36 protein-coding genes and 2 pseudogenes are annotated in these 25,336 nt (G+C 67.9%); 2 read left to right on the forward strand and 36 right to left on the reverse strand.

Going from position 1 to position 25,336, the window contains the following annotated elements; translation table 11 throughout:
* Window positions 1-7 precede the first annotated feature (7 nt).
* On the reverse strand, window positions 8-1,183 hold the full coding sequence (locus ACWEQO_RS06170) for a CapA family protein (protein WP_452979484.1): 1,176 nt from the start codon (window positions 1,181-1,183) through the stop codon (window positions 8-10).
* A 200-nt stretch (window positions 1,184-1,383) separates the two neighbouring features.
* On the opposite strand from ACWEQO_RS06170, the gene ACWEQO_RS06175 reads away from it, so the two are divergent.
* The gene (locus ACWEQO_RS06175) at window positions 1,384-2,202 is read left to right on the forward strand and encodes a hypothetical protein (RefSeq protein WP_452979487.1); all 819 of its coding nucleotides are present in this window, start codon (window positions 1,384-1,386) and stop codon (window positions 2,200-2,202) included.
* Window positions 2,203-2,250: 48 nt separating this feature from the next.
* Here ACWEQO_RS06175 and truA read toward each other — a convergent pair whose 3' ends face one another.
* The 33 genes from truA to gdhA form a co-directional block, all read right to left on the reverse strand.
* The gene (truA, locus tag ACWEQO_RS06180) at window positions 2,251-3,111 is read right to left on the reverse strand and encodes a tRNA pseudouridine(38-40) synthase TruA (protein ID WP_452979490.1); all 861 of its coding nucleotides are present in this window, start codon (window positions 3,109-3,111) and stop codon (window positions 2,251-2,253) included.
* A gap of 76 nt (window positions 3,112-3,187) precedes the next feature.
* On the reverse strand, window positions 3,188-3,724 hold the full coding sequence (rplQ, locus tag ACWEQO_RS06185) for a 50S ribosomal protein L17 (protein ID WP_361449929.1): 537 nt from the start codon (window positions 3,722-3,724) through the stop codon (window positions 3,188-3,190).
* Window positions 3,725-3,909: 185 nt separating this feature from the next.
* Entirely contained in the window at window positions 3,910-4,932 is a 1,023-nt protein-coding gene (locus ACWEQO_RS06190; RefSeq protein ID WP_202275769.1) for a DNA-directed RNA polymerase subunit alpha, read from the reverse strand.
* Window positions 4,933-5,206: 274 nt separating this feature from the next.
* Complete coding sequence (gene rpsK / locus ACWEQO_RS06195; protein ID WP_003948617.1) at window positions 5,207-5,611, reverse strand: 30S ribosomal protein S11; 405 nt, start codon at window positions 5,609-5,611, stop codon at window positions 5,207-5,209.
* Window positions 5,612-5,676: 65 nt separating this feature from the next.
* Window positions 5,677-6,057 carry a 30S ribosomal protein S13 gene (gene rpsM / locus ACWEQO_RS06200; protein WP_361157573.1) on the reverse strand — a complete coding sequence of 127 codons (381 nt, stop codon included), beginning with the start codon at window positions 6,055-6,057 and terminating at the stop codon, window positions 5,677-5,679.
* Between the two features lie 207 nt (window positions 6,058-6,264).
* Entirely contained in the window at window positions 6,265-6,378 is a 114-nt protein-coding gene (gene rpmJ, locus ACWEQO_RS06205; RefSeq protein ID WP_003974245.1) for a 50S ribosomal protein L36, read from the reverse strand.
* Window positions 6,379-6,443: 65 nt separating this feature from the next.
* Complete coding sequence (gene infA, locus ACWEQO_RS06210) at window positions 6,444-6,665, reverse strand: translation initiation factor IF-1 (protein ID WP_003948620.1); 222 nt, start codon at window positions 6,663-6,665, stop codon at window positions 6,444-6,446.
* Window positions 6,666-6,920: 255 nt separating this feature from the next.
* Window positions 6,921-7,757 carry a type I methionyl aminopeptidase gene (gene map, locus ACWEQO_RS06215; protein ID WP_361449925.1) on the reverse strand — a complete coding sequence of 279 codons (837 nt, stop codon included), beginning with the start codon at window positions 7,755-7,757 and terminating at the stop codon, window positions 6,921-6,923.
* Between the two features lie 143 nt (window positions 7,758-7,900).
* On the reverse strand, window positions 7,901-8,554 hold the full coding sequence (locus ACWEQO_RS06220) for an adenylate kinase (RefSeq protein WP_361449922.1): 654 nt from the start codon (window positions 8,552-8,554) through the stop codon (window positions 7,901-7,903).
* Window positions 8,554-9,867, reverse strand: a complete 1,314-nt coding sequence (secY, locus tag ACWEQO_RS06225) for a preprotein translocase subunit SecY (protein WP_361449919.1) — start codon at window positions 9,865-9,867, stop codon at window positions 8,554-8,556. The genes ACWEQO_RS06220 and secY overlap by 1 nt, the downstream gene beginning before the upstream one ends.
* 242 nt (window positions 9,868-10,109) lie before the next feature.
* The gene (gene rplO, locus ACWEQO_RS06230; RefSeq protein ID WP_023547373.1) at window positions 10,110-10,565 is read right to left on the reverse strand and encodes a 50S ribosomal protein L15; all 456 of its coding nucleotides are present in this window, start codon (window positions 10,563-10,565) and stop codon (window positions 10,110-10,112) included.
* Window positions 10,566-10,567: 2 nt separating this feature from the next.
* Window positions 10,568-10,750, reverse strand: coding sequence for a 50S ribosomal protein L30 (gene rpmD, locus ACWEQO_RS06235; RefSeq protein WP_109381506.1), 183 nt, complete (start codon window positions 10,748-10,750; stop codon window positions 10,568-10,570).
* 2 nt (window positions 10,751-10,752) lie between these two features.
* Window positions 10,753-11,358 carry a 30S ribosomal protein S5 gene (gene rpsE, locus ACWEQO_RS06240; RefSeq protein ID WP_109381507.1) on the reverse strand — a complete coding sequence of 202 codons (606 nt, stop codon included), beginning with the start codon at window positions 11,356-11,358 and terminating at the stop codon, window positions 10,753-10,755.
* 39 nt (window positions 11,359-11,397) lie between these two features.
* Window positions 11,398-11,781, reverse strand: coding sequence for a 50S ribosomal protein L18 (rplR, locus tag ACWEQO_RS06245; RefSeq protein WP_109381508.1), 384 nt, complete (start codon window positions 11,779-11,781; stop codon window positions 11,398-11,400).
* Between the two features lie 3 nt (window positions 11,782-11,784).
* The gene (gene rplF / locus ACWEQO_RS06250) at window positions 11,785-12,324 is read right to left on the reverse strand and encodes a 50S ribosomal protein L6 (protein WP_361449914.1); all 540 of its coding nucleotides are present in this window, start codon (window positions 12,322-12,324) and stop codon (window positions 11,785-11,787) included.
* A 24-nt stretch (window positions 12,325-12,348) separates the two neighbouring features.
* Window positions 12,349-12,747, reverse strand: a complete 399-nt coding sequence (rpsH, locus tag ACWEQO_RS06255; RefSeq protein WP_013001411.1) for a 30S ribosomal protein S8 — start codon at window positions 12,745-12,747, stop codon at window positions 12,349-12,351.
* A 239-nt stretch (window positions 12,748-12,986) separates the two neighbouring features.
* Complete coding sequence (locus ACWEQO_RS06260) at window positions 12,987-13,172, reverse strand: type Z 30S ribosomal protein S14 (RefSeq protein WP_003948630.1); 186 nt, start codon at window positions 13,170-13,172, stop codon at window positions 12,987-12,989.
* A 5-nt stretch (window positions 13,173-13,177) separates the two neighbouring features.
* Window positions 13,178-13,735, reverse strand: a complete 558-nt coding sequence (gene rplE, locus ACWEQO_RS06265; protein WP_202275759.1) for a 50S ribosomal protein L5 — start codon at window positions 13,733-13,735, stop codon at window positions 13,178-13,180.
* Window positions 13,735-14,058 carry a 50S ribosomal protein L24 gene (gene rplX / locus ACWEQO_RS06270; RefSeq protein WP_361449910.1) on the reverse strand — a complete coding sequence of 108 codons (324 nt, stop codon included), beginning with the start codon at window positions 14,056-14,058 and terminating at the stop codon, window positions 13,735-13,737. The genes rplE and rplX overlap by 1 nt, the downstream gene beginning before the upstream one ends.
* A 2-nt stretch (window positions 14,059-14,060) precedes the next feature.
* On the reverse strand, window positions 14,061-14,429 hold the full coding sequence (gene rplN, locus ACWEQO_RS06275; RefSeq protein ID WP_003992364.1) for a 50S ribosomal protein L14: 369 nt from the start codon (window positions 14,427-14,429) through the stop codon (window positions 14,061-14,063).
* Between the two features lie 166 nt (window positions 14,430-14,595).
* Window positions 14,596-14,883: a 30S ribosomal protein S17 gene (gene rpsQ / locus ACWEQO_RS06280; RefSeq protein ID WP_279334424.1), complete on the reverse strand. Its 288-nt coding sequence runs from the start codon at window positions 14,881-14,883 to the stop codon at window positions 14,596-14,598.
* Complete coding sequence (rpmC, locus tag ACWEQO_RS06285) at window positions 14,883-15,107, reverse strand: 50S ribosomal protein L29 (RefSeq protein WP_003974259.1); 225 nt, start codon at window positions 15,105-15,107, stop codon at window positions 14,883-14,885. Before rpmC ends, rpsQ begins: the two co-directional genes overlap by 1 nt.
* Window positions 15,107-15,526: a 50S ribosomal protein L16 gene (rplP, locus tag ACWEQO_RS06290; protein ID WP_109381513.1), complete on the reverse strand. Its 420-nt coding sequence runs from the start codon at window positions 15,524-15,526 to the stop codon at window positions 15,107-15,109. Before rplP ends, rpmC begins: the two co-directional genes overlap by 1 nt.
* 5 nt (window positions 15,527-15,531) lie before the next feature.
* Entirely contained in the window at window positions 15,532-16,359 is an 828-nt protein-coding gene (gene rpsC / locus ACWEQO_RS06295; RefSeq protein ID WP_004927271.1) for a 30S ribosomal protein S3, read from the reverse strand.
* Complete coding sequence (gene rplV / locus ACWEQO_RS06300; protein WP_030345431.1) at window positions 16,359-16,706, reverse strand: 50S ribosomal protein L22; 348 nt, start codon at window positions 16,704-16,706, stop codon at window positions 16,359-16,361. Before rplV ends, rpsC begins: the two co-directional genes overlap by 1 nt.
* A gap of 42 nt (window positions 16,707-16,748) precedes the next feature.
* Window positions 16,749-17,030, reverse strand: a complete 282-nt coding sequence (gene rpsS, locus ACWEQO_RS06305; protein ID WP_003948639.1) for a 30S ribosomal protein S19 — start codon at window positions 17,028-17,030, stop codon at window positions 16,749-16,751.
* Between the two features lie 12 nt (window positions 17,031-17,042).
* The gene (gene rplB / locus ACWEQO_RS06310) at window positions 17,043-17,879 is read right to left on the reverse strand and encodes a 50S ribosomal protein L2 (protein ID WP_109381515.1); all 837 of its coding nucleotides are present in this window, start codon (window positions 17,877-17,879) and stop codon (window positions 17,043-17,045) included.
* A gap of 52 nt (window positions 17,880-17,931) precedes the next feature.
* Window positions 17,932-18,351, reverse strand: coding sequence for a 50S ribosomal protein L23 (gene rplW / locus ACWEQO_RS06315; RefSeq protein ID WP_361449902.1), 420 nt, complete (start codon window positions 18,349-18,351; stop codon window positions 17,932-17,934).
* Complete coding sequence (gene rplD, locus ACWEQO_RS06320) at window positions 18,351-19,010, reverse strand: 50S ribosomal protein L4 (protein WP_361449899.1); 660 nt, start codon at window positions 19,008-19,010, stop codon at window positions 18,351-18,353. The genes rplW and rplD overlap by 1 nt, the downstream gene beginning before the upstream one ends.
* Window positions 19,011-19,017: 7 nt before the next feature.
* A complete protein-coding gene (rplC, locus tag ACWEQO_RS06325) occupies window positions 19,018-19,662 on the reverse strand; it encodes a 50S ribosomal protein L3 (RefSeq protein ID WP_202275736.1) in 645 nt (214 codons plus the stop codon).
* Window positions 19,663-19,680: 18 nt separating this feature from the next.
* Window positions 19,681-19,989: a 30S ribosomal protein S10 gene (gene rpsJ / locus ACWEQO_RS06330; RefSeq protein WP_003948644.1), complete on the reverse strand. Its 309-nt coding sequence runs from the start codon at window positions 19,987-19,989 to the stop codon at window positions 19,681-19,683.
* A 593-nt stretch (window positions 19,990-20,582) separates the two neighbouring features.
* Window positions 20,583-20,915 (reverse strand): cupin domain-containing protein, encoded by a 333-nt coding sequence (locus ACWEQO_RS06335; RefSeq protein ID WP_361449896.1) that lies wholly within the window; start codon window positions 20,913-20,915, stop codon window positions 20,583-20,585.
* Window positions 20,916-21,029: 114 nt separating this feature from the next.
* Window positions 21,030-22,388 (reverse strand): NADP-specific glutamate dehydrogenase, encoded by a 1,359-nt coding sequence (gdhA, locus tag ACWEQO_RS06340; protein WP_361449893.1) that lies wholly within the window; start codon window positions 22,386-22,388, stop codon window positions 21,030-21,032.
* Between the two features lie 335 nt (window positions 22,389-22,723).
* On the opposite strand from gdhA, the gene ACWEQO_RS06345 reads away from it, so the two are divergent.
* Window positions 22,724-24,181, forward strand: coding sequence for an FAD-binding oxidoreductase (locus tag ACWEQO_RS06345; protein ID WP_452979513.1), 1,458 nt, complete (start codon window positions 22,724-22,726; stop codon window positions 24,179-24,181).
* On the opposite strand, the pseudogene ACWEQO_RS06350 reads toward ACWEQO_RS06345, so the two are convergent.
* A pseudogene (locus ACWEQO_RS06350) lies at window positions 24,165-24,400 on the reverse strand (DUF397 domain-containing protein). The gene ACWEQO_RS06345 and the pseudogene ACWEQO_RS06350 sit on opposite strands and share 17 nt — an antisense overlap.
* Window positions 24,397-25,271: pseudogene (locus ACWEQO_RS06355) on the reverse strand (helix-turn-helix domain-containing protein). The pseudogenes ACWEQO_RS06350 and ACWEQO_RS06355 overlap by 4 nt, the downstream one beginning before the upstream one ends.
* Window positions 25,272-25,336: the final 65 nt, after the last annotated feature.

Below are 25,336 nucleotides of genomic sequence, written 5' to 3' on the forward strand. Positions count from 1 at the left end.
GGACCTGTCACTTCTCCAGCGAGAGCTGTTCCAGGCCGTCACCGCCGGGTGCCCCCCGGTTGTAGAGGAAGCCCCGGGTCCGGTCGATCGCCAGCCGGTAGCGGGCGAGCCGCTCCTCGGACAGGTCCCCCGGCTCGTCGAGCATCTGCTGGGCGTCCACCAGCCGGAGGTCCCGCACCGCGCCCTCGGGCACCTCTTCCTCGTCCTCCACCTCGGGCGGAATGTCCACCAGCGTGGTGCGGTAGCGCGCGGTGACGTCCCAGCCTTCGGTGGTCTCCTGGAACTCGAACCAGCCGATGGCCCCTTCCTCGGTCAGTCCGGTCGGCGAGGAGTGCCGAGCCACATGGTTGCCGAGGCTGTAGGCGACCCAGGTGCCGTTCACCTTCTGGATCGGCTGGACGACGTGGGCGTGGTGGCCGATGACGAGGTCGATGCCCGTCTCCTCGGTGAGCCGCTGCGCCAGCTGCAACTGCGGCACGCTGGGCTCGTTGTAGTGCTCCAGCCCCCAGTGGACCGTGAGGATCACCACCTCGGCGCCCTCTTGACGGGCCCGCGCCTCGGCCCTCTTGATCTCGCCGGTGTCAAGCCGGTTCAACGCCCACTTCTGCTTCTCGGGCGTCGGATTCAGGAACGACTCCCAGGAGTAGGAGAGATGCGCGACCTTGACGCCCTCGACCTCACGGATGTTGATCCGCTCCGCCTCCTTGGCCGACCGCGCCGATCCGGCGTGTCCGAGGCCCACCTCGTCCATGACGTCCAGCGTGCGTCGCACTCCGTCCAGCCCGTGGTCGAACGTGTGGTTGGAGGCCGTCGAGCAGGTGTCGTAGCCCACGTCCTTCAACGACGTCAGGACCTGCGGCGGGACCAGGAACTCCGGGTACCCCTCGAAGGGGCCCTCCGGCTTGCCCACGGGTGTCTCCATGTGGCAGATGGCCAGATCCGCCTCACTGATGACAGGCTTCACCCCGGCGAGCAGCGGCCCGAAGTCCAGCCCTTTCTCTCCCTCACCGGTCTCCTTGGCGTCCTTGGCGGCCTGGTCGACCAGCTCGGGGTGGATGAGCACGTCACCCGTGGCCGCGACGGTGAAGGAACGTCCCCCCGGCTTGGCCTGCGGCTCCACGGAACCGTCAGCCGTACCGCATGAGACCAGCAGGCCGGTCAGCGCGACCAGGGTGGCAGCCACCCGAACCTTAGGGAGAGACTTGCGCAGTGTCACTCGGTCATGTTCACACGGTCCCCACAGCCATCACGCCAATATCCATTACGAGACAGTCACATTTCCGTCCGGTTATCGCCCTGTTGCTGCTTTTTCTGACATTGACGGGTTGCCAGGCCGACCCGGAGCGAAAATCGGAGGAAACTGTTCCGGCCTCCCGGGAGCTGGTGGATCTCCGCAGCCGTGTCCTCAGCTACACGGAGGCCTTCAATCGCGACGACCCCTACACGCCTCCCGACTCCGACCAGCGCGACCGGCTCGCCCGCGGCATCGGACGACTCCTCGACCGGGACGCACGCGAGGCGGGCGAGATCCTCGCCCCGATCGGCCTGCGCGTGACCCGCCTCACCGACACCTCGACCGGCCGCCGCTACGACGAGGTCGCGGCTTCGGGCAAGGGTGCGAGCACAGGCTGGGGCCGCCTGTATCTGAACGCGGACTCCACCGTCCGCTGGAACGCACAGGTGCCGCACCCCGTCTCCGACCGGAAGACCGAGGCGCTCGGGGTGCGCCTGCTGGAGGACAATCCGGGCGGCGCGTTGGTCCTGGCCGGCGCTCACCGCCGGGCAGGCGACGGCAACGCCGATGTGGCCCACCGCGAGGACAGCGCCTTCCACCTGATCGTCGTGGAACTGCAGAAGCGCGGGGTGCCCGGCATCCAGCTGCACGGCTTCGCCGAATCCTCCGTGGACCGCTACGACGCCGTCCTCTCCAGCGGCGCCGCGCAGAGCGCACCCGGCGAGGCCTCCGCCCTGGCCGACCGGCTGGAGACGGACGGACTGCGGGTCTGCCGGGGCTGGTCGGCCCGCTGCCCCCTGGAGGGCACCACCAACGTCCAGGGCAGGGCGGCGCAGCAGCACCACGCCACCTTCCTGCATCTGGAACTGGCCCCGGACGGCCGCGGCGACGGCCCCGACGCCGCCCAGGTCGTGGCCGCCCTGTCGGGCCTGCTCACGACCTGGGCGGAGGAAGGAGCAGGGCGCTGAACAAGGTGCCGCGCAGGGGGCCGAGCGGCGAGGCGGACGCGGCGCGGGTCAGCAGCACCGTGCCGTCGTCGGCAGTGTGCGCTTGTTGCGGGCCTCCTTGTTGCGGGCGGCCAGGAGCTCGTCGGCCGGGTAGCCGACCTCCTCCAGGGTCAGCCCGTGCGGGCGGACGACGTGTACCGCCGAGTCCCGTACGCCAGCCGCCAGCACCTTGCCCGGCCAGTCGGGCGTGCGGTGCCCGTCGCCGACGAACAGCAGCGCCCCGATCAGCGAGCGCACCATGTTGTGGCAGAAGGCGTCGGCCCGGACCGTCGCCGTGATCACCCCGTCCGCGTCGCGCAGCAGGCTCAGCTCCTGGAGCGTCCGGATGGTCGTGGCGCCCTCCCGCCGCTTGCAGTACGCGGCGAAGTCGTGCTCCCCCAGCAGCCGCCGGGCGGCCTCGTTCATCGCGTCGACGTCGAGTGGCCAGTCGTGCCACAGCACATGACCGCGCAGCAACGGGTCCACCCCGCCGGGGTGGTCGGTGACGCGGTACGCGTAGCGCCGCCAGATCGCGGAGAAGCGGGCGTCGAAGCCCGCGGGGGCCTCGGTGAGGGACCAGATCCGCACATCGCGCGGGAGCCGTCCGGCGAGCCGCTTGAGCAGCTTCTCCCGGTGCTCCGCCCACAGTTCGACCGGCAGGTCGACGTGGGCCACCTGGCCGCGCGCGTGCACCCCGGCGTCGGTCCGGCCGGCCACGGTCAGCTCGTACGTCGTCTCCCCGGACCGGGTGACGGTCCGCAGGGCGTCCTCGATCTCCCCCTGCACGGTCCGCCTGCCTCCGGCCTGCTTGGCCCAGCCGGAGAACTCGGTCCCGTCGTAGGACAGATCGAGACGGATACGGACGCGTCCGGGCTCTACTTCGTCACTCACGTACAGATCCTCTCAGGCACGCGAAAGCGGGCCCGCCCCACAAGGGCGGACCCGCTCAGCGTGAAGCAGCGCTGCCTCAGGCGTCCTTGGCGTCCTCGGCCGGGGCCTCGGCGGCCTCGTCCTTGGTCAGGTCGGCCTTGGCGTCCTCGGCCGGAGCCTCGGCGGCCTCGACGGCCTCGTCCTTCTTCAGGGCGTCTTCCTTGACCGCGCGCTTGGTCGCGGCCTCGGCCTCACCGGTGGCCTCCTGGGCGACCGTCAGGGCCTCGACCAGCTCGATGACGGCCATGGGCGCGTTGTCGCCACGGCGGTTACCGATCTTGGTGATACGGGTGTAGCCACCGGGACGGTTCTCGTACCGCGGGCCGATCTCGGTGAAGAGCGTGTGGACGATGCTCTTGTCCGTGATCACCTGGAGCACCTGACGGCGGTTGTGAAGGTCGCCCTTCTTCGCCTTGGTGACCAGACGCTCGGCGTACGGGCGCAGCCTGCGCGCCTTCGCCTCGGTGGTGGTGATGCGCCCGTGCTCGAAGAGCGACTTCGCGAGGTTCGCGAGCATCAGCTTCTCGTGCGAGGCGCTGCCGCCCATACGGGCACCCTTGGCGGGCTTCGGCATGGTGTGTCTCCTAGGTGTCTGCCCCGGCCGTATCAGGTACCGGAGTCAGTATCCGAGCAGGCGGTCGCCTGTCGGAGACCCCGCGCCCCGAAGGGGCGCGGGGAGGTGTCGATATGCGACTCCGTCGCGTGGGCGCGACCAGCCACAACGGGCCCGCAGCCAAAAACGAACCGTCGAGCCCGAGCTCAGTACTGCTCGGTCTCTACGAACCCGGCGTCCGCGTCGTCGTCCGCTCCGAAGGCGTCCGCTGCAGCGGTGGGGTCGAAGCCAGGCGGGCTGTCTTTGAGGGCGAGTCCCATCCCCGCCAGCTTCGCCTTGACCTCGTCGATCGACTTCGCACCGAAGTTGCGGATGTCGAGGAGGTCCGCCTCGGAGCGCGCGACCAGCTCACCCACGGAGTGGATGCCCTCACGCTTGAGGCAGTTGTACGACCGGACGGTGAGCTCCAGCTCCTCGATCGGCAGCGCCAGGTCGGCGGCGAGAGCGGCGTCCGTCGGGGACGGACCCATGTCGATGCCCTCGGCGTCGATGTTCAGCTCACGGGCCAGACCGAACAGCTCGACCAGGGTCTTGCCGGCCGACGCCATGGCGTCACGCGGACGCATGGCCTGCTTGGTCTCGACGTCGACGATCAGCTTGTCGAAGTCGGTGCGCTGCTCGACACGGGTCGCCTCGACCTTGTACGTGACCTTCAGCACGGGGCTGTAGATGGAGTCGACCGGGATACGGCCGATCTCCTGGCCCACCTGCTTGTTCTGCACGGCGGAGACGTAGCCGCGACCGCGCTCGACGGTCAGCTCCATCTCCAGCTTGCCCTTGCCGTTGAGCGTGGCGAGGACGAGGTCGGGGTTGTGCACCTCGACACCGGCCGGGGGCGCGATGTCGGCGGCGGTGACCTGGCCCGGACCCTGCTTGCGCAGGTACATCACCACGGGCTCGTCGTGCTCGGAGGACACGACCAGCTGCTTGATGTTGAGGATCAGGTCGGTGACGTCCTCCTTGACGCCCGGCACGGTGGTGAACTCGTGCAGGACGCCGTCGATGCGGATGCTGGTGACAGCGGCACCGGGGATCGACGACAGGAGGGTGCGGCGGAGGGAGTTGCCGAGGGTGTAGCCGAAGCCCGGCTCCAGCGGCTCGATCACGAACCGGGAGCGGAACTCGTCGACGACCTCTTCGGTCAACGAAGGACGCTGAGCGATCAGCATGTGTGGATCAAATCCTTCTCTCGTGGACGCCCGCTATTTGACGCCCGACGGAAACCGCACCCGGTGAAAGGCGCGGGTACTGCAAGGGTACGGGCGGTACGACCCGAACAGGGAACGTACCGCCCGAAAAAACCACTACGACCGGACCGATGGCCCGGACGCGACACCGCGACTCGGAGGCGGCGGCGCTTCGGCGGGCGGCAGCCGTGCTGCGACCGTGCGGGGGGCGACCCCCGCACCCCCAGCAGGAGGCCGACCGGACCGAACCGACGACTCAGACGCGGCGGCGCTTCGGCGGGCGGCAGCCGTTGTGCGGGGTCGGGGTGACGTCCTGGATGGAGCCGACCTCGAGACCGGTCGCCTGGAGCGAACGGATGGCGGTCTCACGACCGGAACCCGGGCCCTTGACGAACACGTCGACCTTGCGCATGCCGTGCTCCTGCGCGCGACGGGCAGCCGACTCGGCGGCCATCTGCGCGGCGAACGGCGTGGACTTCCGGGAGCCCTTGAAGCCGACGTGGCCGGCGGAGGCCCAGGAGATCACGTTGCCGGTCGGGTCCGTGATGGACACGATCGTGTTGTTGAACGTGCTCTTGATGTGCGCGTGGCCGTGAGCGACGTTCTTCTTTTCCTTGCGGCGCACCTTCTTGGCAGCGCCCTGACGACCCTTGGGGGGCATCTACAAACTCCTACGGGAGGTGGTCGGTCCTACAGCGAAGACCGTGGACAGGTGTCCGCTGCGGACTACTTCTTGCCCGGCTTCTTCTTGCCGGCGATGGCGCGACGCGGGCCCTTGCGGGTACGCGCGTTGGTGCTGGTGCGCTGACCGCGGACGGGCAGACCGCGACGGTGACGCAGACCCTGGTAGGTGCCGATCTCGACCTTGCGGCGGATGTCGGCCTGGATCTCGCGACGGAGGTCACCCTCGGTCTTGATGTTGTTGTCGACGTACTCGCGGATCGCGACGAGCTGCTCCTCGGAGAGGTCGCGAACGCGGGTGTTCGGGTCGACGCCGACAGCGGCCAGCGTCTGCTGCGAAAGGGTTCGGCCGATGCCGAACACGTAGGTGAGGGCGATCTCCACGCGCTTTTCGCGCGGGATGTCAACACCGGAAACGCGTGCCATTCAATGGCTCCAGTTGGTTGTCGGAGGTCTTCCACAGAACCGTCCCCCGGCCGCCGTCCTCGCCTGGTCCGGCGATTTGGTACGAACCGGGTCCCCAGCCTCCGAGCCCGGGGGTGTCGAGCCGTGCGGCTCGGGTTCTGCGTATGAACATGTTGCTCGCGTCGCGCGAAGTTCTGCGGGAAAGTCGCAGAGGGTGGATCGTGCGGGTCAGCCCTGGCGCTGCTTGTGGCGCGGGTTGTCGCAGATAACCATGACCCGGCCGTGACGGCGGATCACCCTGCACTTGTCGCAGATCTTCTTGACGCTCGGCTTGACCTTCATGGGATGTGAAGTTCTCCGGGCTCAGTGCCCCCGCACCGCAGGGGGAGGGGGCAAGATCTACTTGCTCACTTGTACCGGTAGACGATCCGACCCCGGGTCAGGTCATACGGAGAGAGCTCCACCACGACCCGGTCGTCAGGGAGGATACGGATGTAGTGCATACGCATCTTGCCGCTGATGTGTGCCAGGACCTGGTGGCCGTTCTGGAGCTCGACCTTGAACATGGCGTTCGGAAGAGACTCGACGACAGTGCCCTCGATCTCGATGGCACCTTGCTTCTTGGCCACGCTTCGCCCTTCGAATCGACTACCTTGATCGACTCCGCTGCGCACCGTGATCACATGCAGGCATGCGGATGCACAAGAGCCGACGAGTCAGTCTACGTCAGGGCACCCCGAAAGACGAATCGAGAAAGTCTGCCCCAGCCGCGAGATCCTTAACCCGCGGGCTTCGCCGAGCCCCGGGTCCGGCGCCGGGGCGCCTCACAGGCTTCGAGCGGCCGCGCCGCGGCCTCCGACCGGCGGTCGCGGCGCGGGCCGCCGTCAGGCCAGCGGGTCGGGCGCCGCCGTCACCCCGTACTCGGCGAGCTTCGCCTTCCCCCCGTCCGGCGCCGTCAGCACCAGCGGTCCCGCCTCGGTCAGCGCGACCGAGTGCTCCCAGTGCGAGGACCAGGTGCCGTCCGTCGTGATGACGGTCCAGTCGTCCTCCAGCACCCGCGTCTTCGCGGTGCCCAGCGAGACCATCGGCTCGATGGCCAGGCAGAAGCCCGGGACCAGCTTGGGTCCCTTGCCCCGGCGGCGGTCGACGTAGTTCAGCAGATGCGGGTCCATGTGCATCTCGGTGCCGATGCCGTGGCCGCCGTAGTCCTCGATGATCCCGTAGCGCCCGCCGCCGGGCTTCGGCTGCCGGCGGATGTAGGTCTCGATGGCGCGGGAGACGTCGACCAGCCGGTTGCCCTGCTTCATGGCCGCGACGCCGGCCCACATCGACTCCTCGGTCACCCGGGACAGCTCGACCAGCTCCGGCGCGTGCCCCGACCCGACGAAGGCGGTGTAGGCCGCGTCGCCGTGCCAGCCGTCGATGACGGCGCCGCAGTCGATGGAGATGACGTCCCCGTCCTTGAGGACGACCTCGTCGGAGGGGATGCCGTGGACGACGACCTCGTTGACGGAGGTGCAGATCGTCGCGGGGAAGCCGCCGTAGCCGAGGAAGTTCGGCTTGGCGTTGTGCTCGGCGAGCACCTTGCGGGCGACCTGGTCCAGATCCCTCGTCGTGGCCCCGGGCACGGCCGCCTCACGCGTGGCCGCGTGGATGGCGGCGACCACCAGCCCCGCCTCACGCATCTTGGCGATCTGCTCGGGGGTCTTGATCTGCACCATGAGGGCTACGGCCTTTCTGGACCGGAGGGATATCCGGAGAGAGATACGGACACCGTCAACGATACGGGGGGAGGCTGTCCGCCCCTCCCCCGCGCACACGTCGGCCGCGGCCCCCGCAGGGAACCGCGGCCGGACGCGCACCGTCACTGATCGCGGTTGAGCGCCTCCAGCGCACGCCCGGTGACCTCGTCGACCGGACCCAGCGCCGAGATCGTCACCACGAGGCCCTGGGCCCGGTAGTAGTCGATGATCGGCTCGGTCTGCGTGTGGTAGACCTCCAGCCGGGTGCGCACCGTCTCCTCCGCGTCGTCGTCGCGCTGGTACAGCTCGCCGCCGCAGACGTCGCAGACGCCCTCCTGCTTCGGCTTGCTGTACGTCACGTGGAAGACGTGGCTGGAGTCCTTGCGGCAGATCCGCCGCCCGGCGATCCGCTTGACCACCTCGGCCTCGGGGGCCTCCAGGTCGAGCACCGCGTCCAGCGTGATGCCCTCGGACTCCAGCAGCTCGTCGAGCGACTCCGCCTGGGAGACGTTCCTCGGGAATCCGTCCAGCAGGAAGCCGGCCTCGGCGTCCGGCTGCTCCATACGGTCCTTCGCCATGGCGATGGTGACCTCGTCCGGCACGAGGTTGCCCTCGTCCATGTACGACTTCGCGAGCTTGCCCAGCTCGGTCTGCCGACTGATGTTGGCACGGAACAGGTCGCCCGTGGAGATGTGGGGGATGCTCAGCTTCTCGGCAAGGCGGGTGGCCTGGGTGCCTTTGCCAGCACCGGGCGGCCCGACGAGGACGATTCGCATCAGCGGAGGAACCCTTCGTAATTGCGCTGCTGGAGCTGGCTCTCGATCTGCCTCACCGTCTCGAGACCGACACCCACGATGATCAGGATGCTGGTCCCGCCGAACGGGAAGTTCTGGTTTGCCCCGAAACCGGCCAACGCCATCGTCGGCACGAGAGAGATCAGACCCAAGTACAGCGAGCCCGGCCAGGTGATCCGGTTGAGTACGTAGCTCAGGTACTCAGCGGTCGGTCGGCCAGCCCGGATGCCCGGGATGAAGCCACCATACTTCTTCATGTTGTCGGCGACTTCTTCGGGGTTGAAGGTAATCGCCACATAGAAGAACGCGAAGAAAACGATCAAGAAGAAGTACAGAATGATGTGCGCCGTGGCCCCGGTGTCGGCGAGGTTCTTCGTGACCCAGTTCGCCCAGCCCGCCGTGGAGCTGGAGAACTGGACGATCAGCGCCGGAATGTAGAGCAGCGACGAGGCGAAGATGACGGGGATGACGCCCGCCTGGTTCACCTTGAGGGGAATGTAGGTGGACGTGCCGCCGTAGGACCGGCGGCCGATCATGCGCTTCGCGTACTGCACGGGAATCCGGCGCTGGGCCTGTTCGACGAAGACGACCAGGCCGACCATGACCAGACCGACGAGCATGACCGTGCCGAACTCGATCCAGCCGTCCGCCAGGTCGCCCTGCTCCTTGATGGCCCACAGGGCGGAGGGGAAGGTCGCGGCGATCGAGATGAACATCAGGATCGACATGCCGTTGCCGATGCCGCGGTCGGTGATGAGCTCACCGAGCCACATCACGACGGCCGTGCCGGCGGTCATGGTGATGACCATGGTGATGGTCACGAACATGGACTGGTCGGGGACGATCTGGTTCGCCACCGGGCAGCCCTGGAAGAGGGCGCCGCTGCGGGCGGTGGCCACCAGGCCGGTGCCCTGCAGGACGGCGAGCGCCACCGTCAGGTAACGCGTGTACTGCGTGATCTTGGCGGTGCCGGCCTGGCCCTCCTTCTTCAGGGCTTCCAGGCGCGGGATCACCACGGTCAGCAGCTGCAGAATGATGCTCGCCGTGATGTACGGCATGATGCCCAGCGCGAAGACCGTGATCTGCAGCAGCGCGCCGCCGCTGAACATGTTGACCAGACCGAAGATGCCCTGGTTCGCCTGGGCCGCGTCGATACAGATCTGGACGTTCCGATAGTCGACACCAGGAATCGGGATGTTCGTACCGATCCGGTACACCACGATGATGCCGAGCGTGAACAGCAGTTTCTTGCGCAGGTCGGGCGTCTTGAACGCCCGGGCGAACGCGGTGAGCACGGTGCCTCCTGCGACCCCCGCGCAACCGCGTCAAGGGTGATGGTCGTGAGATTCCGATGAGGGACGAATACGTAACGGACAACTTCCCTCCGGAGTGCCCGAGTGGGGCGCCCGGGGAAAGTGGGCAGTGCAGGCCACCTTACCGGCGAGACCACCGCCCTTGGAACGACCGACCGGGGATACCCCAAATGTTGGGGTACCCCCGGTAGGGATCGCTCAAGTCATCGGCACGCCTGAGTGGTTCAGACGAGCTCGGTGACGGTACCGCCGGCGGCGGTGATCTTCTCCTTGGCGGAGCCGGAGACGGCGTCGACCGTCACCTGCAGCGCCACGGAGATCTCGCCCTGGCCGAGGACCTTGACGAGGCTGTTCTTGCGAACGGCCCCCTTGGCCACCAGACCCTCGACGGTGACCTCGCCACCCTCGGGGTAGAGCGCGGCCAGCTTGTCGAGGTTCACGACCTGGAACTCGGTCTTGAACGGGTTCTTGAAGCCCTTCAGCTTCGGGAGACGCATGTGGAGCGGCATCTGGCCACCCTCGAAGCGCTCCGGAACCTGGTAACGGGCCTTGGTGCCCTTCGTACCACGACCGGCCGTCTTACCCTTGGACGCCTCACCACGACCCACACGGGTCTTGGCGGTCTTGGCGCCCGGGGCGGGACGGAGGTTGTGGATCTTGAGCGGGTTCTGCTCCGCCATGATCAGTCGACCTCCTCGACCGTCACGAGGTGGCGGACGGTGTGCACCATTCCGCGGAACTCGGGGCGGTCCTCCTTGACGACCACGTCGTTGACCTTCTTCAGGCCGAGCGAACGCAGCGTGTCACGGTGGTTCTGCTTGCTGCCGATGTAGGACTTGACCTGCGTAATCCTGAGCTGCGCCATGATTACGCACCCGCCCCGGCACGTGCACGGAGGAGAGCCGCGGGGGCGACGTCCTCGAGCGGCAGACCGCGGCGGGCCGCGACCTCCTCGGGACGCTGCAGGCCCTTGAGGGCCTCCACGGTCGCGTGCACGATGTTGATCTGGTTGTGCGAGCCGAGCGACTTCGACAGCACGTCGTGGATACCGGCGCACTCGAGCACGGCACGCACCGGACCACCGGCGATCACGCCGGTACCCGGGGACGCCGGCTTGAGCAGCACGACACCGGCAGCCTTCTCACCCTGGATCGGGTGCGGGATGGTGCCCTGGATGCGGGGGACCTTGAAGAAGTGCTTCTTGGCCTCCTCAACGCCCTTGGCGATGGCGGCCGGCACCTCCTTGGCCTTGCCGTATCCGACACCCACGGTGCCGTCACCGTCGCCCACCACGACCAGCGCGGTGAAGCTGAAGCGACGACCACCCTTCACAACCTTGGCGACACGGTTGATCGCGACGACGCGCTCAACGTATGCGGTCTTGTCGGCGGCAGCTGCGCCGCCGTCACGGCCCTTCCGGTCCCGCCGCTCGCCGCCACCGGCACCGCCACCGCGGCGCTGGGGTCCAGCCATTGGAATTACCTCTCTCTGTTTCCGCTAGCTACGGCAGGCTCAGAACTTGAGCCCGGCTTCGCGGGCGGCGTCCGCCAGGGCGGCGATGCGCCCCGCGTACTGGTTGCCACCACGGTCGAACACCACGGCCTCGACACCGGCGGCCTTGGCGCGCTCGGCGACCAGGGCCCCGACCTGCTTGGCCTGCGCGGACTTGTCGGCCTCGCCGCCGCGGATCGATGCGTCCAGGGTGGACGCCGACGCCACGGTGTGGCCCTTCAGGTCGTCGATCACCTGCGCCACGATGTGGCGGTTGGAGCGGGTCACGACCAGGCGAGGACGCTCGGCGGTGCCGGCGACCTTCTTGCGGATCCGCAGGTGACGACGCTTGATCGCGGCACGCTTGTAGGCGTCGCCCTTGAGGATCTTCTGCCCGTATGCCATGGCTTACTTACCCGCCTTTCCGACCTTGCGGCGGATGACTTCGCCCTCGTACTTGACGCCCTTGGCCTTGTACGGGTCGGGCTTGCGCAGCTTGCGGATGTTCGCCGCAACCTCGCCGACCTTCTGCTTGTCGATGCCCTCGACCGAGAAACGGGTCGCGGACTCCACCTTGAAGGTGATGCCCTCGGGGGCCTCGATCAGGATCGGGTGGCTGTAGCCGAGGGAGAACTCCAGGTTCGAACCCTTGGCGAGCACGCGGTAACCGACACCGCTGATCTCGAGCTTCTTCACGTAACCCTGGGTCACGCCGGTGATCATGTTCGCCACCAGCGTGCGGGACAGGCCGTGCAGGGCCTTGTTCTGACGCTCGTCGTCGGGGCGGGTGACGTTCAGCACGCCGTCCTCACCCTTGGCGACCTCGATCGGTGCCACCACGGTGTGGGTCAGTGTGCCCTTCGGGCCCTTGACCGCGACCGTACGGCCGTCGATGGTGACGTCCACGCCGGCGGGAACCGCGATGGGGAGCTTGCCGATGCGCGACATAGCTGTTTCCTCCGTTCCCTTCCGCTACCAGACGTAGGCGAGGACTTCCCCACCCACGCCCTTCTTGCCGGCCTGCTTGTCGGTGAGGAGCCCGTGCGACGTGGAGATGATCGCCACGCCGAGGCCGCCCAGCACCTTCGGCAGGGAGGTGGACTTCGCGTACACCCGGAGACCGGGCTTGGAGATCCGCTTGATGCCCGCGATGGAGCGCTCACGGTTGGGGCCGAACTTCAGCTCCAGGACGAGGTTCTTGCCGACCTCGGCGTCCTCGACCTTCCAGCCCGTGATGAAGCCCTCCTGCTGGAGGATCTCCGCGATGTGAGACTTGATCTTGGACGCCGGCATCGTCACGGAGTCGTGGTACGCCGAGTTCGCGTTCCGCAGACGCGTCAGCATGTCTGCGATCGGATCAGTCATGGTCATGAATTGGCCTTCGGCCTCTCTCGCCGTGGTTTCCTGGTGCGCCATCCCTCTCCCCGATCCGAGACGGGACGGGTGCGGCGCGGTGGACCTACGGCGTAGTAAGCAAACATGAGCGGGTTGTCGCCCGCGTGCTTCGGGGCACGGCAGGTGCCCAACCCCACAAGCCTAAGCCATGTGGAGCGGGCCTCCCGCCGATTCCCGTTGCTTACCGAGAGCCCTGGGAGTCCGGAACTACCGGATTACCAGGAACTCTTGGTCACGCCCGGCAGCTCGCCACGGTGAGCCATCTCACGAAGGCACACGCGGCACAGGCCGAACTTGCGGTACACGGAGTGCGGACGACCGCAGCGCTGGCAGCGGGTGTAGCCGCGCACTCCGAACTTGGGCTTGCGAGCAGCCTTCGCGATGAGAGCCTTCTTCGCCATCTCGCTCACGCCTCCTTGAACGGGAAGCCGAGGTGACGGAGAAGGGCACGGCCCTCTGCGTCGTTGGTCGCCGTGGTGACCACGGTGATGTCCATACCCCGGACACGGTCGATCTTGTCCTGGTCGATCTCGTGGAACATGACCTGCTCGGTGAGACCGAAGGTGTAGTTGCCACGGCCGTCGAACTGCTTGGGGGACAGACCGCGGAAGTCGCGGATGCGCGGCAGCGCGAGCGACAGGGTGCGGTCCAGGAACTCCCACATGCGGTCGCCACGGAGCGTGACGTGGGCGCCGATCGGCTGTCCCTCACGCAGCTTGAACTGCGCGATGGACTTGCGGGCCTTGGTGACGGCCGGCTTCTGACCGGTGATCGTGGTGAGGTCGCGCACGGCGCCCTCGATCAGCTTGGAGTCGCGGGCGGCGTCGCCCACACCCATGTTGACCACGATCTTGACGAGGCCGGGAATCTGCATGACGTTCTCGTAGGAGAACTCCTCACGCAGCTTGCCCGCGATCTCCTCGCGGTACTTCGTCTTCAGACGCGGAGTGGTGGTGGTAGCCATCAGATGTCCTCACCCGTCCGCTTGGCAACGCGGATCTTGTTGCCTTCGTCGTCGAAGCGGTAGCCGACGCGGGTCACGACCTTCTTGCCGTCCTTCTCCACGACGAGCTGAACGTTGCTCACGTGGACGGGGGCCTCGGTGGTCACGATCCCGCCGGCCTGCGAACCACCGGCGGTCGGGGCGGCCTTGGTGTGCTTCTTGACCCGGTTGACACCCTCGACCAGGACGCGCTCCTCGCGCGGGTAAGCGGCAATGACCTTGCCCTGCTTGCCCTTGTCCTTGCCGGTGATGACCTGGACCAGGTCACCCTTCTTGATCTTCATGCTCACAGCACCTCCGGCGCGAGGGAGATGATCTTCATGAACTTCTTCTCGCGCAGCTCTCGGCCGACCGGGCCGAAGATACGGGTGCCACGGGGGTCGCCGTCGTTCTTCAGAATGACGGCGGCGTTCTCGTCGAAGCGGATGTACGAGCCGTCCGGACGGCGGCGCTCCTTGACGGTCCGAACGATGACCGCCTTGATGACGTCACCCTTCTTCACGTTGCCGCCGGGGATCGCGTCCTTGACGGTGGCGACGATGACGTCGCCGATGCCCGCGTAGCGGCGACCGGAGCCACCGAGCACACGGATGCAAAGGATTTCCTTCGCTCCCGTGTTGTCGGCGACACGCAGTCGCGACTCCTGCTGGATCACGTCTATCTCCTGATTGTCTGCCGGTTCCCCGACGGGGCTGACGCGCTTCCGGTCGAACTCGGTCGAGCTCGATCAAGCGCCGCAGCCCCGTCGGAGCCTGGCGGAACTGTCCTGCGAGGGGTGCCCCGCAGGAACGTACTTTTGGGAATTCCCTTGCGGGAACTACCTACTTGGCCTTCTCGAGGATCTCGACGATGCGCCAGTGCTTCGTCGCGGACAGCGGCCGGGTCTCCATCAGGAGGACGCGGTCGCCGACGCCGGCGGCGTTCTGCTCGTCGTGGGCCTTGAGCTTGCTCGTGCTGCGGATGACCTTGCCGTACAGCCCGTGCTTCTTGCGGTCCTCGACGGCGACGACGACGGTCTTGTCCATCTTGTCGCTGACGACGATGCCCTCGCGGCTCTTGCGGAAACCGCGAGCCTCAGTGTTCGTCTCGGTCACGTTGTTCTCGCTCATCAGGCGCTCTCCACCGTTTCGATGCCCAGCTCACGCTCGCGCATCAGGGTGTAGATCCGCGCGATGTCCTTGCGGACGGCCTTCAGCCGGCCGTGGTTCTCGAGCTGTCCGGTCGCCGCCTGGAAGCGGAGGTTGAACAGCTCTTCCTTGGCCTCGCGGAGCTTCGCCAGAAGCTCCTCGTTGCCCAGCTCGCGCAGCTCGGACGCCTTGGTACCGGCCGACATCACGCTTCACCTGCCTCGCGCTTGACGATCCGGCACTTCATCGGCAGCTTGTGGGCCGCACGGGTCAGCGCCTCACGGGCGATCTTCTCGTTGGGGTACGACAGCTCGAACATGACGCGTCCGGGCTTGACGTTGGCGATCCACCACTCCGGAGAACCCTTACCGGAACCCATGCGGGTCTCGGCCGGCTTCTTCGTCAGCGGGCGGTCCGGGTAGATGTTGATCCAGACCTTGCCACCACGCTTGATGTGGCGGGTCATGGCGATACGAGCCGCCTCGATCTGGCGGTTCGTCACATACGCCGGGGTCAGCGCCTGGATGCCGTACTCGCCGAACGCGACCTGCGTTCCGCCCTTGGACATGCCGCTGCGACTGGGGTGGTGCTGCTTGCGGTGCTTGACCCTACGGGGGATCAGCATGTCGGTCAGGCCTCCGTTCCGGTGCTCTCAGCCGGAGCGGCGGCGGGAGCCTCGGCCTTGGGGGCCTCGGCAGCCGGAGCCTGCTGCGGCTTGCGACCGCGCCCGCCACGCTCGCCACCGCGGCCACCACGGGCCGGGCGGTCGGCACCGCCACGGGCCGGGCGGTTGCCGGCGCGGGCAGCGGCGTTCTCGGCGCGGACCTCGGCGATGTTCTTGACGTCGCCCTTGTAGATCCAGACCTTCACGCCGATGCGGCCGAAGGTCGTCTTGGCCTCGAAGAAGCCGTAGTCCACGTTCGCGCGGAGCGTGTGCAGGGGCACACGGCCCTCGCGGTAGAACTCCGAGCGGGACATCTCGGCGCCGCCGAGACGGCCACCGCACTGGATCTTGATGCCCTTGGCGCCCGCCTTCATCGCCGACTGCATGCTCTTGCGCATGGCACGGCGGAAGGAGACGCGGGAGGAGAGCTGCTCGGCGACGGCCTGGGCCACGAGCTGAGCATCCGTCTCGGGGTTCTTGACCTCGAGGATGTTCAGCTGGACCTGCTTGCCGGTGAGCTTCTCGAGGTCGCCGCGGATGCGGTCGGCCTCGGCGCCGCGGCGGCCGATGACGATGCCCGGACGCGCGGTGTGGATGTCCACCCGCACACGGTCACGGGTGCGCTCGATCTCCACCTTCGAGATGCCGGCGCGCTCCATGCCGGACGTCATCATCCGACGGATGGCGACGTCTTCCTTGACGTAGTCCTTGTACAGCTTGTCGGCGTACCAACGCGACTTGAAGTCGGTCGTGACACCGAGCCGGAACCCGTGCGGGTTTACCTTCTGGCCCATTACCGGGTTCCTTCCTTGCTGCTGACGACCACGGTGATGTGGCTGGTCCGCTTGCGGATCCGGTAGGCACGACCCTGGGCACGCGGACGGAACCGCTTCAGGGTCGGACCCTCGTCGACGTACGCCTCGGAGATGAAGAGGCTGTCGGCGTCGGTGTGGTCGTAGTTGTGCGCGGCGTTGGCAATGGCGCTGTCCAGCACCTTGCCGACCGGCACGCTCGCGGCCTGCGGGGCAAAACGCAGGACCGCCTGAGCCTCCGTGGCGTTCATGCCACGGATGAGGTCCACCACGCGGCGGGCCTTCATGGGCGTGACGCGGATGTACCGCGCCTGGGCCCTGGCTTCCATGGTTGTCCTTCCAGTGTCTGTCATGGTCATTCCACCCCGCCTTTAGCGGCGCTTCGACTTCCGGTCGTCCTTGACGTGACCCCGGAAGGTGCGCGTCGGCGAGAACTCGCCGAGCTTGTGGCCGACCATCGACTCGGTGACGAACACCGGAATGTGGGTCTTGCCGTTGTGCACCGCGATCGTGTGGCCGAGCATGGCCGGGACGATCATCGAGCGACGGGACCAGGTCTTGATGACGTTCTTGGTGCCGGCTTCGTTCTGGACGTCCACCTTCTTGATCAGGTGGTCGTCGACGAAGGGCCCCTTCTTCAGGCTACGAGGCATCTCAACCCGTCCTTAGCGCTTCTTGTTCGTCTTGCGGCGGCGGACGATGTACTTGTTCGACGCCTTCTTGGGCGCCCGGGTACGGCCTTCCTTCTGGCCCCACGGGGACACCGGGTGGCGACCACCGGAGGTACGGCCCTCACCACCACCGTGCGGGTGGTCCACCGGGTTCATGACCACACCACGCACGCTCGGGCGGACGCCCAGCCAGCGCTTACGACCGGCCTTGCCCCAGCTGATGTTGCTCTGCTCGGCGTTGCCGACCTCGCCGATGGTGCCGCGGCAGCGGACGTCGACCAGGCGGATCTCACCGGACGGCATGCGCAGGTGGGCCATCTGGCCCTCCTTCGCGAGCAGCTGCACCGAGGCGCCGGCGGAGCGGGCGAACTTGGCGCCGCCGCCGGGACGCAGCTCGATGGCGTGCAGCGTCGTACCGACCGGGATGTTGCGCAGGGCGAGGTTGTTGCCCGGCTTGATGTCGGCCCCGGGACCGTTCTCGACGCGGTCGCCCTGGCTCAGGCCACGCGGCGCGAGGATGTAGCGCTTCTCGCCGTCCGCGTAGTGCAGGAGCGCGATGCGCGCGGTGCGGTTGGGGTCGTACTCGATGTGCGCGACCTTCGCCGGCACGCCGTCCTTGTCGTGACGACGGAAGTCGATCACACGGTAGGCGCGCTTGTGTCCGCCACCCTGGTGACGAACGGTCACACGACCGGAATTGTTACGGCCGCCCTTGCTGTGCAGGGGACGGACCAGCGACTTCTCCGGCGTGGACCGCGTGATCTCGACGAAGTCGGCGACGCTGGAGCCACGACGGCCCGGGGTCGTCGGCTTGTACTTGCGGATACCCATTGTCTCTCAGTCCTCGGAAGTTTGTTCCGAAATCTGGACGTTCCGACCTCCGTCAGGAGGTCGGACCGCCGAAGATGTCGATACGGTCGCCCTCGGCGAGGGTCACGATCGCGCGCCTGGTGCCCGTGCGCTGGCCGAAGCCGGTGCGCGTGCGCTTGCGCTTGCCCTGGCGGTTGATCGTGTTGACGCCGGTGACCTTGACCGAGAAGACCGCCTGCACGGCCTCCTTGATCTCCGTCTTGTTGGAGCCAGGAGCGACGATGAACGTGTACTTGTTCTCGTCGATGAGCGCGTAGCTCTTCTCCGACACGACCGGCTTGATCAGGACGTCACGGGGGTCCGTGAACGCCTTGCTCGCCGGGGTGACGACGGTGTTCTTGCCTTCGGTGGCGTGGCGGCGTGCCTTCTTGAGGCGCGCTTCCTTGGCCTTCTTCGCCGCCTTGGAGGCGACGGAGGGGTGACGGACAGCCATCAGACCTCGCTCCCTTCGTTGTCGTTGGCCTTGTTCGGGCCGGCGACGAAGGACTCGAAAGCGGTCTTGGTGAAGACCACGTCGTCCGAGACGAGAACGTCGTACGTGTTCAGCTGGCCCGGCTCCAGGATGTGCACCTGGGGCAGGTTGCGGGCGGACAGCCACGCGGCCTCGTCGGCGCGGTCGACGACCAGGAGCAGGTTCTTGCGCTCCGAGATCTTGCCGAACAGCGTCTTGGCGGCCTTCGTGGAGGGGGTCTCGCCCTCGATCACGCCGGTGACGACGTGAATGCGGTCGTGGCGGGCCCGGTCGGTGAGAGCGTGGCGCAGGGCCGCGGCCTTCATCTTCTTCGGGGTCCGCTGCGAGTAGTCGCGCGGCTGCGGGCCGTGGACGACGCCACCGCCGGCGAACTGCGGCGCACGGGTCGAGCCCTGACGGGCGCGGCCGGTGCCCTTCTGGCGGTACGGCTTCCTGCCGCCACCACGGACTTCACCGCGGGTCTTGGTCTTGTGCGTGCCCTGGCGGGCAGCAGCCAGCTGGGCGACGACGACCTGGTGGATCAGCGGAATGCTGACCTTCTCCACGCCGAAGATCTCCGCGGGGAGCTCGACGGTACCGGCCTTGTCGCCTGCCGGCGAAAGGATGTCAACAGTGCTCATCGTTACCTCAGGCCCCCTTGGCCGCGGTGCGGACCAGGACGAGGCCGCCGTTCGGACCGGGAACCGCGCCCTTGATGAGCAGCAGACCCTTCTCCGCGTCAACGGCGTGGACGGTCAGGTTCTGGGTGGTGACCCGCTCGTTGCCCATGCGGCCCGCCATGCGCTGGCCCTTGAACACACGACCCGGGGTGGCGCAACCGCCGATGGAGCCGGGCATGCGGTGCACACGCTTGGCACCGTGCGAGGAGTTGTTGCCCTTGAAGTTGTGGCGCTTCATGACGCCGGCGAAGCCCTTGCCCTTGCTCTTCGCCGTCACGTCGACCTTCACGCCGGCCTCGAACACCTCGGCGGTGACTTCCTGGCCCAGCGTGTACTCGGAGGCGTCCGCGGTGCGGAGCTCGACGAGGTGGCGACGGGGGGTGACGTCGGCCTTCGCGAAGTGGCCCTTGAGGGGCTTGTTCACCTTGCGCGGGTCGATCTCACCGAAGGCGATCTGCACGGACTCGTAGCCGTCGACGTCGTTCGTACGGACCTGGGTGACGACGTTGGGCCCGGCCTTGACGACGGTGACGGGAACAACGCGGTTGCTCTCGTCCCACACCTGCGTCATGCCGAGCTTCTCGCCCAGGATGCCCTTGATCTGCTTGGTCATCTCTCAGATCACCGGCCCTCAGAGCTTGATCTCGATGTCGACACCGGCCGGGAGGTCGAGTCGCATCAGAGAGTCAACGGTCTTGGGAGTCGGGTCGAGGATGTCGATGAGGCGCTTGTGCGTGCGCATCTCGAAGTGCTCGCGCGAGTCCTTGTACTTGTGCGGCGACTTGATGACGCAGTACACGTTCTTCTCAGTGGGCAGCGGCACCGGGCCCGCGACCGACGCACCAGTACGCGTCACCGTCTCGACGATCTTCTTCGCCGAGGAATCGATGACCTCGTGGTCGTAGGCCTTGAGCCGGATGCGGATCTTCTGTCCCGCCATGGCTACTTCGTAGTCCTGTCTCTCGTAAACGCTCCGGAACCCGGTGTTCCCGCCCTCCCCTCCGACCCACGCGGTCGGGCGTGTCGCATTCCCGCTGACATGGATGCCCCTTGTCGGAACTTCCCTGTATGGGGAGTGCGGACCCTTCCGGAACCGCGGATGGGGGCGAGAGGCCCACCGGGCGCCTGGTCTGCACCCCGCTGACGCTTCCCGGAAGATTCCCGTACGTCCGCCCCTGCGCCTCTCGGCACAATGCGTGGGACGACGAGTACTGTGGGACTCGCTTCCGGTCCCCCCGGCGGGAGGCGCGCAGCATCGGCACTCGACCGAGCAACCCCGCTAGTTTGCCACAAAGAGCGGGGGCTGGCCAATCGGGCCGATGACAATACCCCGGGGACGCCCGGCGTCAAACACGGCGCCGCCGCCTGTCGGCGCGCGCTCCCGCCCATGCCCGCCCGCCGCGGCCCACCGGGCTACCGCTCCGACCGGAAGGCCTCGGCCCGAGGCGCTCACCCGGTGAGCGTCCGGCAGCGCCAACTCCGCTTGTCGGCACAGACGTTCACTCACCAGGACTCCGGATCCCCGCGGGCTTCTCAGTCCTTCTTGGCGACCGTGAGGATCACCGCCGCGTCCTCCAGCGCCTCCAGGCCGTGGCGGGCCGGTGGGATGGTGAGCAGGTCGCCGGTCCGGCCCTCCCACGAGGTGTCGCCGCTGGTGAGGCGGACACGACCGCTCAGGACCAGCAGGGTCGCCTCGCCGGGGCTGTCGTGCTCGGCGAGGGAGGTGCCGGCGGTCAGGGCGAGGAGGGTCTGGCGCAGGACGTGCTCGTGGCCGCCGTAGACCGTGCTCGCGCTGCGGCCGGTGGAGGCGGCGGCAGCGCGTTCGAGGTGCTCGCGGGCGAGGGCGTCGAGGGAGAGCTTCTGCATGCGGCCCAGTCTTCCCGGCCGCGTGAGGCGCACACCAGGGCCATGTGGGGTACTCCCCCTCAGGCCGAGCGGGGGGAGGACCCTCGGCCCTCCCCCCGCTCGAGACCGGAACCGTCAGATGACGCCCTGCGCCAGGATCGCGTCCGCGACCCGCTCGAAGCCGGCGATGTTCGCGCCTGCGACGTAGTCGCCGGGGGCGCCGTAACGCTCGGCGGTCTCGGCGCACGTGTTGTGGATGTCGGTCATGATGCGGGCCAGCTCGTTCTCGACCTGGTCGGCCTTCCACGTCGTGCGCGACGCGTTCTGCGTCATCTCCAGCGCGCTGACCGCGACCCCGCCCGCGTTCGCGGCCTTGCCGGGCCCGAAGGCGACTCCGGCCTTCTGGAAGAGCTGCACGGCGTCCGGCGTCGTCGGCATGTTCGCGCCCTCCGACACCGCCTTCACGCCGTTGCGGATGAGCACGGCGGCGGCGTCCGCGTTCAGCTCGTTCTGCGTCGCCGACGGCAGGGCGATGTCGGCCGGGACCTCCCAGACCCGCCCGCCGGGCACGAACCGCGCGGAGGCGCCGCGCCGCTCGGCGTACGCGCTCACCCGGCCGCGCTCGACCTCCTTGATCTGGCACAGCAGCTCCAGGTCGATGCCCTTCTCGTCGACCACGTAGCCGCTGGAGTCGGAGCAGGTCACCGGGTTGGCGCCGAGGGCCGTCAGCTTCTGGATGGTGTAGATCGCGACGTTTCCCGATCCGGAGACGACCGCGGTCTGGCCCTCCAGTTCCTCGCCGCGCTCGTGCAGCATCGCCTCCGCGAACAGCACGTTGCCGTATCCGGTCGCCTCCGGCCGTATCAGCGAGCCGCCCCAGCCGGCGCGCTTGCCGGTCAGGACGCCGCCCTCCCAGCGGTTGGTGATCCGACGGTACTGGCCGAACAGGTAGCCGATCTCGCGGGCGCCGACACCGATGTCGCCCGCCGGCACGTCGGTGTACTCACCGATGTGCCGGTACAGCTCCGTCATGAACGACTGACAGAAACGCATGACCTCCGCGTCGCTGCGGCCCTGCGGGTCGAAGTCGCTGCCGCCCTTGCCGCCGCCGATGCCGAGCCCGGTCAGCGCGTTCTTGAAGACCTGCTCGAAGCCCAGGAACTTGATGATCCCGAGGTTCACCGAGGGGTGGAAACGCAGACCGCCCTTGTAGGGGCCGAGGGCGCTGTTGTATTCGATCCGGAATCCGCGGTTGACGTGAACGCATCCCTGGTCGTCCTGCCACGGCACCCGGAAGATGATCTGCCGCTCCGGTTCGATGAGCCGCTCGACGAGTCCCGGTTCCGCGTACTCCGGACGCGCCCTGAGCACCGGCCCGAGGGTGTCCAGCACCTCGCGCGCGGCCTGGTGGAACTCGGGTTCGGCCGGATTGCGGCGCAGGATCTCGGTACGCAGCTGCTCGAGCGAGGAGGTGAAGTCGGGTCGTGAAGTCACGGGGTCCCTTTCTGGCGCGGCTGACACCGGAACGGGCCCGGTGATGGGCGCGCGGCGCCATTGCCTCGCGCAGGACGGCGACCGCCTCGTGGATTTTCGATACAGCAGTCGACCCTTCAGTGTTACTCATGTGTTAAGCAGAAGGCCAAGGGCCTCGCACGATTGTCCGCTATTTGAGACCCTTCGTACGCAGCGCGGGACGGCCGACCCGGCCGGGCGGGGCGGGCCCTCGACCGGAGGCGACCGCCCTCGGCAACGAGTCCCACGGTACGCAGGGATCCCGGATGGCACCTCTTCCCGCCAGGCGTGATGCTGAAAGCCGGGAGGTGGTCCCCATGGACGGGAGTCACGGCCGCAGCGGCACGCCGGTCAAGGGGGAGGAAGGGCGGCGCGGCGGGCAGGCGGACGTTCCGAACTCCCTGGTGGACGCGTTCGCCTCCGGGTTGCGGGGCCGGATCGTCCGGCCCGGGGAGGCCGAATACGAACCGGCCCGACAGCTCTGGAACGGCATGATCGACAGGCGTCCGGCACTGGTGGTCCGGTGCGCGGGCGACGAGGACGTGGCCGCCGCGGTCGACTTCGCCCGCGACAACGAGATGCTCGTCGCCGTGCGCGGGGGCGGGCACGGCGTCGCCGGTCAGGCGGTCTGCGACGGTGGTCTGGTCATCGACCTGTCGGAGATGCGAGGGGTCGACGTCGACCCGGAGCGGCGCAGGGTGGTCGCGCAGGGCGGCTGCACGTTGGGGGACATCGACCGGGAGACCCAGCGTCATGGGCTCGCCACTCCGCTGGGCGTGGTGACGGAGACCGGGACGGCCGGCCTGACCTTGTCCGGGGGCATGGGCTGGCTCCGGCGCAAACACGGGTTGAGCTGCGACAACCTCCTGTCCGTACGGGTGGTCACCGCGGACGGGCGACTCCTGGTCGCCGACGAGAGCCAGAACCAGGACCTCTTCTGGGCGGTCCGGGGCGGTGGCGGCAACTTCGGCGTCGTCACCTCGTTCGAGTACCGCCTGCATCCCCTCGGGCCGGAGGTCTTCCTCTGCTTCGTGCTCTACCCCGCGGACCGCACCGGGGAGGTGCTGCGGGCCTGCGAGCAGTACCTGTCCCGGCGGCCGGACGACTTCGCCCCGATCGGAGTCCTCGGCAAGGTCCCCGCGGCGGAGCCCTTCCCGCCCGAGGTGCACGGGAAGGACTTCACCGCCCTGCTCGCGCCGTACCCGGGCGACCCGGTGGAGGGCGAGCGGCTGCTGCAGCCGCTGCGGGAGATCGCCGACCCGCTCTTCGACCTCAGCGGCCCCATGCCCTACTCCGAGGTCCAGGCGATCCTGGACGAGGACTACCCCGACGGCCTGCACTACTACTGGAAGTCCGTGAACGTGCCCGAACTCGGCGACGAACTGATCGAGCGGCTCGCCGAGCGCGCCGCCGCGGCGCCTTCGCCCCGCAGCACCATCGACGTCTGGTACCAGGGCGGCGCCATGGCCCGCGTCGGCGAGGAGGAGACCGCCTTCGCCAACCGCGACGCCCCCTACCTGCTCGGAATCGAGGCGAACTGGGAGGCGGAGGCCGACTCGGCCGAGAACATGGCCTGGGTGCGCGAGACCTTCGCCGATCTGAGCTCGTTCTCCACCGGAGGCGTCTACCTCAACTTCCCCGGCTTCCTCGAGGAGGGCGAGCGACTTCTGCGCGAGGGCTACGGCACGAACTACGAACGCCTCTCGGCGGTCAAGGCGACGTACGACCCCGCGAACCTCTTCCACCTCAACGCGAACATCAAGCCGAAGAGTTGAGAGGGTGAGGGTCAGCTTCCGAGGCGTACGTCAGGAAGTTCGCCCAAGCATCACGGGTGACCACGAACCGGGGCCTCCCGTGTTCTTGGAGTCACGGCCGTGAACGGCACGGGGCGCTATCGCGACCTCGACGCAGGAGTTCCCGTCGGGGCCGTTGCTGTAGCCGCTCTTGAACCAGGCCGGTTCAGAGGCGTCCCCGACAGAAGCCTTGCGGATCACGTCTCTCCCAGCACTTGCTCGATGAAGGCCAGCGACTCCCGAGGGGGAGAGCCTGCGCCCGGATCGTCCCATACCGCAGCTCAAGGATCCGCAGCTGCTTCGGATCGAAAGTCGGCCGTCCGCTGAAAGCACCGTCGGAACGCCCTGCCGCCGCGCCGTCGGTGAACTTCAGCACCTCGATTCTGCCGTCCAAGCCGGGGTGAGCCCCCGCGCCGGTAGGCATCACCTGCAACGTGACATTACGCAACCGCCCCACCTCCAGCAGGTGTTCGAGCTGCTGTCGCCACACCATCGTGCCCCCAACGCGCCGACGCAGCGTCGTCTCTTCCAGGACGAAGCTGAGAGCCGGAGCAGGAGACCGCTCGAAGATCGACTTCCGGGCCATGCGAGCAGCAAACAGGCTCTCCGCCCCCTCCTCCGAGTACGGCGGCTGCCATGCTTCGAACAAGGCTCGCGCATGCTCCGGTGTCCGCAACAACCCGTGGATGCTGAGCCCGACGTACACGCCAAGCTCGACCGCCTTGGCCTCCAGCTCCGCCAGCGCCCGCACGCTCTTCGGGTACCGGACCTTCTTCACGTCCTCCCAGGCCGCCGAGATGAGCCCGCCCGCCCCCAACACCTCGTCGGCCCTGTCCAGATACCCCTGCCGGGGAATTCGCTTGCCGCCCTCGACCTTGTGGACCAGGCCGTCCCCGTACCCGACCACCGCCCCGAACTCGCCGACCCGCATGCCCATCGCCTCGCGCCGCAGCTTCAACTGCCGCCCCACCGTGGTGATGACCGCGACGCCCCACTCGTCGTCCGGGTCCACCTCCCACCCCGGCTCGTCCGCCTCACTCCTGACCCGTACCGCCTCGCCGTCCACCGACATGTCGCGCCTCTCCGTCGTCCCGCGCCGTACCGCGACGCCCTACCCGTACCAACCGCTCCGCCCGC

It is taken from the genome of Streptomyces sp. NPDC004051 (genome assembly GCF_053604275.1).

What these genes read in the sequence shown, in the direction of transcription:
- rplQ (WP_361449929.1), bottom strand. Translation starts at nt 3,724, where the DNA reads ATGCCGAAGCCCGCCAAGGGTGCCCGTATGGGCGGCAGCGCCTCGCAC.
- ACWEQO_RS06190 (WP_202275769.1), bottom strand. Translation starts at nt 4,932, where the DNA reads ATGCTGATCGCTCAGCGTCCTTCGTTGACCGAAGAGGTCGTCGACGAG.
- rpsK (WP_003948617.1), bottom strand. Translation starts at nt 5,611, where the DNA reads ATGCCCCCCAAGGGTCGTCAGGGCGCTGCCAAGAAGGTGCGCCGCAAG.
- rpsM (WP_361157573.1), bottom strand. Translation starts at nt 6,057, where the DNA reads ATGGCACGCGTTTCCGGTGTTGACATCCCGCGCGAAAAGCGCGTGGAG.
- rpmJ (WP_003974245.1), bottom strand. Translation starts at nt 6,378, where the DNA reads ATGAAGGTCAAGCCGAGCGTCAAGAAGATCTGCGACAAGTGCAGGGTG.
- map (WP_361449925.1), bottom strand. Translation starts at nt 7,757, where the DNA reads ATGGTGCAGATCAAGACCCCCGAGCAGATCGCCAAGATGCGTGAGGCG.
- ACWEQO_RS06220 (WP_361449922.1), bottom strand. Translation starts at nt 8,554, where the DNA reads ATGCGAATCGTCCTCGTCGGGCCGCCCGGTGCTGGCAAAGGCACCCAG.
- rplO (WP_023547373.1), bottom strand. Translation starts at nt 10,565, where the DNA reads ATGGCGGAGCAGAACCCGCTCAAGATCCACAACCTCCGTCCCGCCCCG.
- rpmD (WP_109381506.1), bottom strand. Translation starts at nt 10,750, where the DNA reads ATGGCGCAGCTCAGGATTACGCAGGTCAAGTCCTACATCGGCAGCAAG.
- rpsE (WP_109381507.1), bottom strand. Translation starts at nt 11,358, where the DNA reads ATGGCTGGACCCCAGCGCCGCGGTGGCGGTGCCGGTGGCGGCGAGCGG.
- rplR (WP_109381508.1), bottom strand. Translation starts at nt 11,781, where the DNA reads ATGGCATACGGGCAGAAGATCCTCAAGGGCGACGCCTACAAGCGTGCC.
- rplF (WP_361449914.1), bottom strand. Translation starts at nt 12,324, where the DNA reads ATGTCGCGCATCGGCAAGCTCCCCATCGCGGTTCCCGCCGGCGTGGAC.
- rpsH (WP_013001411.1), bottom strand. Translation starts at nt 12,747, where the DNA reads ATGACCATGACTGATCCGATCGCAGACATGCTGACGCGTCTGCGGAAC.
- ACWEQO_RS06260 (WP_003948630.1), bottom strand. Translation starts at nt 13,172, where the DNA reads ATGGCGAAGAAGGCTCTCATCGCGAAGGCTGCTCGCAAGCCCAAGTTC.
- rplE (WP_202275759.1), bottom strand. Translation starts at nt 13,735, where the DNA reads ATGGCTACCACCACCACTCCGCGTCTGAAGACGAAGTACCGCGAGGAG.
- rplX (WP_361449910.1), bottom strand. Translation starts at nt 14,058, where the DNA reads ATGAAGATCAAGAAGGGTGACCTGGTCCAGGTCATCACCGGCAAGGAC.
- rpsQ (WP_279334424.1), bottom strand. Translation starts at nt 14,883, where the DNA reads ATGAGCGAGAACAACGTGACCGAGACGAACACTGAGGCTCGCGGTTTC.
- rpmC (WP_003974259.1), bottom strand. Translation starts at nt 15,107, where the DNA reads ATGTCGGCCGGTACCAAGGCGTCCGAGCTGCGCGAGCTGGGCAACGAG.
- rplP (WP_109381513.1), bottom strand. Translation starts at nt 15,526, where the DNA reads ATGCTGATCCCCCGTAGGGTCAAGCACCGCAAGCAGCACCACCCCAGT.
- rpsC (WP_004927271.1), bottom strand. Translation starts at nt 16,359, where the DNA reads ATGGGCCAGAAGGTAAACCCGCACGGGTTCCGGCTCGGTGTCACGACC.
- rplV (WP_030345431.1), bottom strand. Translation starts at nt 16,706, where the DNA reads ATGGAAGCCAGGGCCCAGGCGCGGTACATCCGCGTCACGCCCATGAAG.
- rpsS (WP_003948639.1), bottom strand. Translation starts at nt 17,030, where the DNA reads ATGCCTCGTAGCCTGAAGAAGGGGCCCTTCGTCGACGACCACCTGATC.
- rplB (WP_109381515.1), bottom strand. Translation starts at nt 17,879, where the DNA reads ATGGGTATCCGCAAGTACAAGCCGACGACCCCGGGCCGTCGTGGCTCC.
- rplW (WP_361449902.1), bottom strand. Translation starts at nt 18,351, where the DNA reads ATGGCTGTCCGTCACCCCTCCGTCGCCTCCAAGGCGGCGAAGAAGGCC.
- rplD (WP_361449899.1), bottom strand. Translation starts at nt 19,010, where the DNA reads ATGAGCACTGTTGACATCCTTTCGCCGGCAGGCGACAAGGCCGGTACC.
- rplC (WP_202275736.1), bottom strand. Translation starts at nt 19,662, where the DNA reads ATGACCAAGCAGATCAAGGGCATCCTGGGCGAGAAGCTCGGCATGACG.
- rpsJ (WP_003948644.1), bottom strand. Translation starts at nt 19,989, where the DNA reads ATGGCGGGACAGAAGATCCGCATCCGGCTCAAGGCCTACGACCACGAG.
- ACWEQO_RS06335 (WP_361449896.1), bottom strand. Translation starts at nt 20,915, where the DNA reads ATGCAGAAGCTCTCCCTCGACGCCCTCGCCCGCGAGCACCTCGAACGC.
- ACWEQO_RS06345 (WP_452979513.1), top strand. Translation starts at nt 22,724, where the DNA reads ATGGACGGGAGTCACGGCCGCAGCGGCACGCCGGTCAAGGGGGAGGAA.